This window comes from Pelomonas parva, assembly GCF_043555835.1.
Classification (GTDB): Bacteria; Pseudomonadota; Gammaproteobacteria; order Burkholderiales; family Burkholderiaceae_C; genus Pelomonas; species Pelomonas parva.
In genome coordinates this window covers 186,106-191,042 of record NZ_JBIGHV010000012.1, presented here as the reverse complement: position 1 = coordinate 191,042, position 4,937 = coordinate 186,106, and the positions used below count along the sequence as shown (strand labels likewise).

General features: G+C 70.4%; 3 protein-coding genes. All 3 read left to right on the top strand.

Annotated elements, in window-relative coordinates:
• Window positions 1-18: 18 nt before the first annotated feature.
• The 3 genes from ACG00Y_RS26290 to ACG00Y_RS26280 are packed head-to-tail and all read left to right on the top strand — an operon-like array spanning window position 19 to window position 4,918.
• On the top strand, window positions 19-786 hold the full coding sequence (locus tag ACG00Y_RS26290; protein WP_394484167.1) for a SapC family protein: 768 nt from the start codon (window positions 19-21) through the stop codon (window positions 784-786).
• A gap of 6 nt (window positions 787-792) precedes the next feature.
• Window positions 793-2,712, top strand: a complete 1,920-nt coding sequence (locus ACG00Y_RS26285; RefSeq protein WP_394484165.1) for a GAF domain-containing protein — start codon at window positions 793-795, stop codon at window positions 2,710-2,712.
• Window positions 2,713-2,770: 58 nt separating this feature from the next.
• A complete protein-coding gene (locus ACG00Y_RS26280) occupies window positions 2,771-4,918 on the top strand; it encodes an HlyD family secretion protein (protein WP_394484163.1) in 2,148 nt (715 codons plus the stop codon).
• The last annotated feature ends 19 nt before the right edge of the window (window positions 4,919-4,937 follow it).

Below are 4,937 nucleotides of genomic sequence, written 5' to 3'. Positions count from 1 at the left end.
GCCAACGCGAGAAGCCTCATGCCGACCCAGCAACTGATCTATGAAACCGCCGTTCCCGTCTCGGCGGCACGGCACGGCACCTGCGCGGTGCAGGTGGGTGACAGCTATGGCTTTTGTCGCAAGCTCAATTCCGTGCCGTTGGTCGCTGCCGAGTTCTCACCCGCCAGCGTCGACTACGTGGTGGTCTTTGCTGCCACCGGCACGCCTGATGAGCTGGCGCCCGTGGTGCTGCTGGGCGCACGCGCGGCCGAGAACGTCTACCTCGATGGGACCGGCGCGTGGGGAGCGCCCTATGTGCCCGCTTTCGTCAGGCGCTATCCCTTCATCTTCTCGACTGCGGACGACGGCAAGAACTTCACGCTGTGCGTGGACGAGGCCTTCCCAGGCCTGAACTGGCAGGGTCGGGGCGAGGCGCTGTTCGACGCGCAAGGCAAGCCCTCGCCGTATGTCGACGGCGTGCTGCGCTTCCTGCAGGACTATCGACTGGAGTTCACGCGCACCGGCGAGTTCGCGCGACGGCTGCAGGCGCTGGACCTGTTCGAGCCCATGCAGGCCGAGTTCACCTTGGCATCGGGCGAGAAGCTGGCACTCACCGGTTTCCAGGCGGTCAGCCTGACGCGACTGCACGCGCTGGACGACGCCGCGCTGGCCACGCTGGCACGACAAGGTGATCTCGAACTGGTGCACCTGCACCTGCACTCGTTGCGCAACTTCCAGTCGCTCAGCCAGCGGATCAGCCGCGCCAGTGCAGGCACAGCCCCGGCCGACCAGGCCGAGACTGCCTGACAACCGATGGGGGGCGACTTCGAGGTCCATTCGCAGGACGGCGCGGCATCGGCCCGGGGCGCTGAGCGGGCTCACGCGGGTGATTGGGCACGTTTCGCTGCCGCGCGGGACGAGGCCGAGTTTGACAAGACATGGCTGGCGCTGCTGTGCGCGCAGATTGCGCACGTCGAGTCGGCGCTGCTGGTGCGCGGCAGCGCTGGCCAGGGGGGCTTCGCGGCGGCGGCGAGCTGGCCCGGCGACACGCCAGGTGCAACGCCGCTGATGCCGGTCGCCGAGCGGGCGCTCGCCAGCGGGCGCGGCGACATCCGCGGCGCGGTTTCGGGCGCCCTGCCGCCGCGCCCGGGAGAGCCCGTGCAGTTGGCCTACCCCATCACCGTCGACGGCCACCTGCGTGGTGCCGTGGCCCTGCAGCTTCATCCCGCCCCGACGCTCGACCTGCAACGTGCACCCCGGCAACTGCACTGGGCCAGCGCCTGGCTCGTCGAGCGCATCCGCGCCGCGGCCATGCAGCCGCTGCAGGCCGAACTGGCACGCATGCAACTGGCCGGCGAGCTGTTGGCCACGGCCACGCAGCACCGGCGCCTGGGCACGTCCACGCTGGCCCTGGCCAACGAGGTGGCCGCCAGGCTGCGCTGCCACCGCGTCAGCGTGGGCTTTGAGCAAGGCGGCAGCATCGACGTGCAGACGCTGTCACACACAGCCAGCTTCGATGCGCAGAGCAACGAGGTGCGGCTGATCAATCAGGCCATGGAAGAAGCGCTGGACGCCGGCATGGTGTTGCACCATCCGACCCGGGTCGGCACGGCTGACGACGAAGACAGCCCACCCCCGCTGGCGCAACAGGAGCTGGCCGAAGCCAACGGCATGGCCGGGGTGGTCTCGGCCCCGCTGATGGCGCACGGCCGCACCGTCGGCGTGTTGACACTCGAACGTGCCGATGCACCGTTCGACGCCGCCGAGGTGGCCACGCTGCGGGCCCTCGGGTTGATGCTCGGGCCGGTGCTGGCACTCAAGCGCGAGAACGAACGCGGCCTGCCCCGGCGCGCCTTCGACGCGAGCCGCGCCGGCGTCCATGCCCTGACGGGCCCGGGCCACCCAGGGGCCAAGCTGGGCGCGGTGCTGGCGACCGCCCTGCTGTGCGTGCCCATGCTGCTGACCTCACCGTACCGCGTGTCGGCGCGCAGCGTCGTCGAAGGCGAGACCCAGCGATCCAGCGTGGTGCCGTTCCAGGGCGTGCTGGCCGAGAGCCATGTGCGCGCCGGTGACACGGTTCGCGCCGGCCAGTTGCTGGCGCGCATGCAAGACCGTGAGCTGGTGCTGGAGCACGCCCGCTGGGCTGCCGAGGAAGACCTCGCCGACCGCCGCTACCGGCAGGCCGCCGCCGAGCGCAACCGCAGCGAAATGGCGCAGGCGCAGGCCCGCATCGCGCAGGCTGCTGCGCAACGCCAGCTGACGCAGGAGCAACTCGCCCGCGCGCAGGTGCTGGCGCCGTTCGACGGCGTGGTGGTCAGTGGCGACGGGCGCGGGCTGGTCGGCACGCCGCTCGAAGCCGGCAAGCTGCTGTTCGAGATCGCACCCCTGGACCGATACCGGGTGATGCTGGAGGTCGACGAGCGCGACATCGCCGCCGTGCGCAAAGGCCAGCGCGGTGAACTGGCCCTGACGGGCCTCACCGGTGAGCGCGTCGCCTTCGAGGTCGCCCAGGTGACCCCGGTGTCCACCGCGCGCGATGGCCGCAACTTCTACCGGGTCGAAGCCCAGACAGTCGGCGATTCACAAGCCAGCCGTTCGGCACAGGCCGGCGTGCTGCGCCCGGGCATGGAAGGTGTCGGCAAGATCAGCGTGGGCGATGCGCGCCTGTGGTGGATCTGGACCCACGGCCTGACCGACTGGTTGCGCCTGGCGTTCTGGAAGTGGATGCCGTGACGAACCTGATCTGTGGCCGCGCGGGCCATCGCCATGGCCCGTCCAACTACGCACCCGCATGAGCCAGCGCTCCACCCTGTCCGACGACTGGTACCGCGTGGCCTCGCTGCGGCCTGCCGTGCGCGCGCATGCCCGTTTGCACCGCCATGTCTACAGGGGCCAGGTCTGGTATCTGCTGCGCGACACCGTCTCCAACCGCACCCACCGTTTTGCGCGGCCCGCGCACCAGTTCATCGTGGCCATGGACGGCCAGCGCACCGTGCAGCAACTGTGGGAACGCGTCAGCCGTCAGCTCGGCGATGCGGCGCCGACGCAGGGAGAAGTGGTGGGCCTGCTGGGCCAGTTGCACGCTGCTGACCTGCTGCTGTCCGACGTGCCGCCCGACACGCTGGAAGTCTTCGAGCGCGGCGAGAAAGAGGCGCGGGCCAAGCGGCGCAGGTCCTGGACCAACCCGCTGGCCATCCGCATCCCGTTGTGGGACCCGGACGCCTGGCTGGAGCGCCTGGCGCCATTGATCCGCGTGGTCTGGAGCCCGTGGGGCGCGCTGGCCTGGCTGGTGCTGGTCGTGCCCGCCTTGCTGCTGGTCCCGCCGCACTGGGCGGATCTGTCGAACAACTTCTCCGACCGTGTGCTGGGCACCGACAACCTGCTGCTGCTGTGGCTGGTGTTCCCGTTGATCAAGGCATTGCACGAGCTGGGCCACGCCTTCGCCATCAAGCGCGGCGGCGGGCAAGTGCACGACATGGGCGTGCTGCTGCTGGTGCTTGTTCCCGTCCCCTACGTGGAGGCCAGTTCGGCCATCGTGTTCAAGTCGCGCACCGAGCGCGCGCTGGTCGGCGCTGCCGGCATGCTGGTCGAGCTGGCGCTGGCAGCGGCGGCGTTCCTGGCCTGGCTGGTGGTCGAGCCGGGCCTGGTGCGCGCGCTGTTGTTCAACGTGATGCTGGTGGCGGGCGTTTCCACGCTGGTGTTCAACGGCAACCCGCTGCTGCGCTACGACGCGTACTACATCCTCATCGACCTGGTCGGCATCCCGAACCTGGCGCAACGCGCCACGCGCTGGTGGGGCTGGCTGCTGCGGCGCCATGCCTTCGGCATGCGGGATGCCGAGGCACCGCGCGCGAGCCGCAGCGAGCAGGCGTGGTTTGCGTTCTACGGGCTGGCCTCCAGCCTCTACCGGGTGCTGGTGGCGGTGGGCATCGCGTTGTTCGTGGCCGGCCAGTTCTTCTTCATCGGCCTGTTGTTGGCCGCGTGGTCGCTGTTGTCGATGGTGTTGCTGCCGCTGGGCAAGTCGATGGCCTACCTGGCCAGCCCGGCCCTGGCCGGTCACCGCCGGCGCGCCTGGGGCGTCACGGCAGGCGCAGTGGCGGCCGTGTGGCTGCTGCTGTTCGTCGTGCCAGCGCCATCACGCAGCGTCGCCGAGGGCGTGGTCTGGCTGCCCGACGAATCCCGCGTACGTGCAGCCAAGGATGGCCTCGTGGCCCGCGTCGTCGCCGAGCCAGGCAGCATGGTGAGCGCAGGCGACCTGCTGATCGAGATGCGCGACCCCACCTTGCAAGCCCAGCTGCTGCAAACACAGGCGCGTGTCGACGAGTTGCGTGCGGCCTGGGCCGCGCGCTGGCGCGAGCCGGCGGCAGCGTTGGCGCTGCGCGAGCAGCTCGACAGGGAACAGGGCGCCCTCGACCTGCTGGCGCAGCGCGATGCCGAACTGCGCGTGCGTGCCAACGTCGATGGCCGCTTCGTGCTGGCGAATGCGGCCGACTGGCCCGGCCGCTGGGCTCGCACAGGCGAGCAGTTCGGCTATGTGCTGGGCACCCGTGAGCCGGCGGTGCGGGTCGTGCGCGTCGTGGTGCCGCAGGCCTCGGTCGACCAGGTCCGGCGCGCCACCGAGTCGGTGCAGCTGCGGCTGGCCCATCGGCCCGCCGAAGTTGTCGGCAGCCGCATCCTGCGGGAAGTGCCGCAGGCGCAAGCCTACCTGCCCAGCGCCGCGCTCGCCATCGAAGGTGGAGGCCGCCTCGCGACCGATCCGCGCGACCCCCAGGGCAACCGCACGCTGGAGCGCACCTTCCAGTTCGACGTCGCCTTGCCACCCGCTTCGGCATGGTTCGGCGAGCGGGTGCACGTGCGGTTTTCGCATCCCATGGAGCCGCTGGGTTGGCAATGGGCCCGCAGCGCCCGGCGCTTGCTGCTGTCGCAGTTTCAGTGGTGAGCCGCAGCATGCCAACCGG